The following is a 3,369-nucleotide window of genomic DNA, read 5'->3' as shown; positions in this document are numbered from 1 at the left end:
TGGGTATAGGGGACAGGGTTAGGGCCCTCCACCCGTTCCTTGAAAAGAGAGCTCGAAGCCCGGGTCCCGAAGCTTAGGCCGTCTCGTCCTTGAGGTTCTCGACGAACGCGGCCCAGGCGGTGGCTCGGAACACGAGCTTCGGGCCGTGGGGGGTCTTGGAGTCGCGGACGGGGATGACATCAGGGAGTGCCTGGGTGACTTCCAGGCAGTTGTCGCCGGTGCCGCCGCTGTAACTGGACTTGTACCACTCAGGCGTGTTCCTCATGGCCGTAATCCTGCGCCATCGCCTCAAGGAGAGCCAGAGACTTCTCAGGCGGGAGTGCCGAAGCCGTGAGGAACTCGAAGTAGAGCCTGTAACGCGCGACGGTGGCGGGGTCGTCTTCCAGCTGTCCGGTGTCGACCCCTTCGAGGTACGCCAGCGGAGGGGCGCCGTCGAAGTCCATCACCCTGACGCACCCCTGCATCCCCGGATGGGCTCCTGCGTCGAACGGCAGCACCTGAACGATGACGCGGTTCCGGCGGATCAAGCCGATGAGGTGGCGCAGAGCCCCCGTCATCACCTCTGGCCCGCCCGTCACGCGGCGCAGGGCGGCCTCGTCAATCACCGTCCACAACAGAGGCTTTGTTGGGTCCCCGAGGATCCGCGCCCTCTCCATGCGACCGGCCACCAGCGCTTCGATGGCCTCCTCTGCCGCTGAGGGCTGGTAGGCGCGGCTGACGGCTCGTGCGTAAGCGGGTGTCTGGAGCAATCCGGGGATCAGCATCGAGGTGTACTCCCTGATGGCCGTGGCCTCCGTCTCCGCCTCCACCGCCTCCGCAAAGTGCTCCGGATACTTCGACTTCGCCGCCGCCGCACAGTTCCGCTGGAAGAAGTCCTCCGTCCCCAGCACCTCGTCCAGCAACCGCGCGTACTCCCGCTGCAACCTCCGAGTCCCCGCCTCCAGCTGCCCGATGAACGACCCGCTCACGAACAGCCGCTGTCCCAGTTCCTCCTGGCTGAGGCCCGCCTTCTCGCGGGCGTGGCGTAGTTCGGCGCCGAGGAGAGCCCGAGGGGAGGAGGACGGGTCGAGGTCCCTGGATCCGGGCATGGGCGACTCCCTGTCGTACAGATCGGGTTGTTGGACCGCCGTATCTGGCCAGATTAGGGACGCGTCGGACACGCTGTGTGGTGAATCGCAAACTCAGCGTGGAGGTAGGAAACGTGCGCTCGACCGAAGAGATCGTGGAGTCGTTGCGGGACGCGCTCGGGGGAGTCGGGGTCGTGCTGCCGTCGCTGGGCGTCGACCCGGTGACCGGCGCGGGCGATGAGCCGTTCGCCCTGGTCGATCTGGGGCGCTGCAACGTACGGACGGCCGAGCACCTGACGGACGTACTGCGCTCGCTGCCCATGGGAGAGACGCTGCGGGCTCGCGTGAGGCAGGTCAACCGGGAGCCGAAGTCACGGTGAACCAGCCGAGTACGTTGCCCGGTTCCAGTGCGTCGAGGCCGGTCGGCGCCGCCGTGGCCGGTGAGTCAGCCGGACGCCGTCAGGGCCGCTCGCAAGTGCCCGTCGGACTCCGCCAGGAGTCTGGCCGCCGTCGGGCCGTCGACGTCGGCCAGGAGGGCGAGGATCGCGTTCTTGACCTCGCCGTCCGTGGCGGTCAGGGCCCGCTCGATGTCCCCCTCGGCGGCGCCCGTGGCCAGGGCGACGATGCGGTGGGACCGGGCGCGGAGCTTGTCGTTCGACGCGCGGACGTCGACCATCAGGTTCCCGTAGGTCTTGCCCAGCCGGATCATCGTGATCGTCGAGAGCATGTTGAGGACCAGCTTCTGCGCGGTGCCGGACTTCAGGCGGGTGGAGCCGGTGAGCAGCTCGGGGCCCACGACGATCTCGATGCCGTGGTCGGCGGCGGCCGCGAGCGGGCTGCCCGGGTTGCAGGCGAGGCCGATGGTGAGGGAGCGGCGGGCACGGGCGTGTTCGACCGCGCCGACGGCGTAAGGGGTGCGGCCGGAGGCGGAGATGCCGACCACCGTGTCGTCGGGGGTCAGGGCGAGGCCCTTCAGGTCCGCCTCGGCCAGTTCCCGGGAGTCCTCCGCGCCCTCCACCGAGGTGACCACGGCGTCCCGGCCGCCCGCGATCAGGCCGACGACCCGCGAGGGGTCGGTGTTGAACGTGGGCGGGCACTCGGAGGCGTCCAGGACGCCCATCCGGCCCGCCGTGCCCGCACCCGCGTAGACCAGGCGGCCGCCCCGGGCCATCCGCTCCGCGACGGCGTCGATCGCGGCGGCGATCTGCGGCAGCCGGGCCGCGACCGCCCCGGCGACGGTGGCGTCCTCGCCGTTCATCAGCCGGGCGATGTCGAGGGTGGGCAGCCGGTCGATGTCCGCGAGTTCCGGCCGGAAGGCCTCGGTGGTCAGGGACTCCAACTCGACTCTGAGGTCACGGGGGCTGGAGGTGGAGGTCATGGACGGCTCTTTCCGTGTCTTTCCGGTGCTGGGAGGGGCGGCTGCCTCAGGGCCGATGCCGGTGGGCCAGCGCCTCGTACGAAGCCGACAGCGCCGGCGCCGCCGTCTCGTACGTCCGCTGCGCCACCCCCACGAACAGGCAGTCCACCACGAGGAGCTGGCCGGTCCGGGACGACATCGCCGCCGGACGCAGCTCGCTCTCGCGTGCGGTGGACGTCGTGAGGACATGATCGGCGTACTGCGTGACCGGGCCGTTCGGGCGGCCGGTGATCGCCACCGTCGTCGCGCCGCGCTCGAAGGCGACCCGCAGCGGCTCGATGACGTCCCCCGTCGCCCCGGAGTGCGTGACGGCGATCGCGACGTCGCCCGCGCGCAGTTGCACGGCGTTGGTGACGGCGAGGTGCGGGTCGCTGTGGGCGTGGGCTATCAGCCCTATGCGCAGCAGCTTCTGCGTGAGGTCCTGGGCGACCAGGCCGGACGCCCCGACGCCGTACACGTCGGTGCGGCGGGCCGTGTTCAGCGCGGTGACGGCCGCGCCCAGTTGGACGGTGTCGAGCCCGGCGGCGGTGTCGGCGAGGGTCTGCTGTTCGTCGTAGGCGAGCTTGGCGACCACGTCGGCGATCGGGTCGTCCACCGCGATGTCCGTCGTGATGGCCGGGGCGCGGCCCGACTGCTGCTGCGCGGCGAGGCCGGCGAGCGCCAGGCGCAGGTCCCGGTAACCCGGATAGCCCAGCAGACGGGCGGTGCGTACGACGGTCGCCTCGCTGGTGCCGGTGAGTTCGGCGAGGCCGGTGACCGTGAGGGCCGCGCAGCCGGCCGGGTCGCCGGCGACGGCCTCGGCGACGCGCCGCATGGAGCGGGTCATCGACGGGCCCAGCGTGCGGACCTTGGCCGCGAGGGCGGCGGGGGCGGGCGGGGTGCTCG

At 71.1% G+C, this 3,369-nt stretch carries 5 protein-coding genes; 1 reads left to right on the top strand and 4 read right to left on the bottom strand.

The window, feature by feature from the left end; all coding sequences use genetic code 11:
* Positions 1 to 73: 73 nt before the first annotated feature.
* Both C1J00_RS40660 and C1J00_RS40655 read right to left on the bottom strand, forming a co-directional pair.
* Entirely contained in the window at positions 74 to 265 is a 192-nt protein-coding gene (locus C1J00_RS40660) for a DUF397 domain-containing protein (RefSeq protein ID WP_102913868.1), read from the bottom strand.
* Positions 249 to 1,088, bottom strand: coding sequence for a helix-turn-helix domain-containing protein (locus tag C1J00_RS40655; protein ID WP_102913867.1), 840 nt, complete (start codon positions 1,086 to 1,088; stop codon positions 249 to 251). Before C1J00_RS40655 ends, C1J00_RS40660 begins: the two co-directional genes overlap by 17 nt.
* Positions 1,089 to 1,201: 113 nt before the next feature.
* Between C1J00_RS40655 and C1J00_RS40650 the strand changes: the two genes are divergently transcribed.
* The gene (locus tag C1J00_RS40650; RefSeq protein WP_102913866.1) at positions 1,202 to 1,447 is read left to right on the top strand and encodes a hypothetical protein; all 246 of its coding nucleotides are present in this window, start codon (positions 1,202 to 1,204) and stop codon (positions 1,445 to 1,447) included.
* A gap of 65 nt (positions 1,448 to 1,512) precedes the next feature.
* Here the strand turns inward: C1J00_RS40650 and murQ are convergent, their stop codons facing one another.
* Together murQ and C1J00_RS40640 are read right to left on the bottom strand one after the other, a co-directional pair.
* On the bottom strand, positions 1,513 to 2,445 hold the full coding sequence (gene murQ, locus C1J00_RS40645; protein ID WP_102913865.1) for an N-acetylmuramic acid 6-phosphate etherase: 933 nt from the start codon (positions 2,443 to 2,445) through the stop codon (positions 1,513 to 1,515).
* 46 nt (positions 2,446 to 2,491) lie between these two features.
* The coding region (locus C1J00_RS40640; protein ID WP_102913864.1) for a MurR/RpiR family transcriptional regulator at positions 2,492 to 3,369 on the bottom strand (878 nt) is incomplete at its 5' end.

Source organism: Streptomyces cahuitamycinicus, assembly GCF_002891435.1.
Taxonomy (GTDB): Bacteria; Actinomycetota; Actinomycetes; order Streptomycetales; family Streptomycetaceae; genus Streptomyces; species Streptomyces cahuitamycinicus.
Note: the sequence above shows the minus strand (reverse complement) of the source record. Positions and strands in the feature narration are given on the sequence as shown.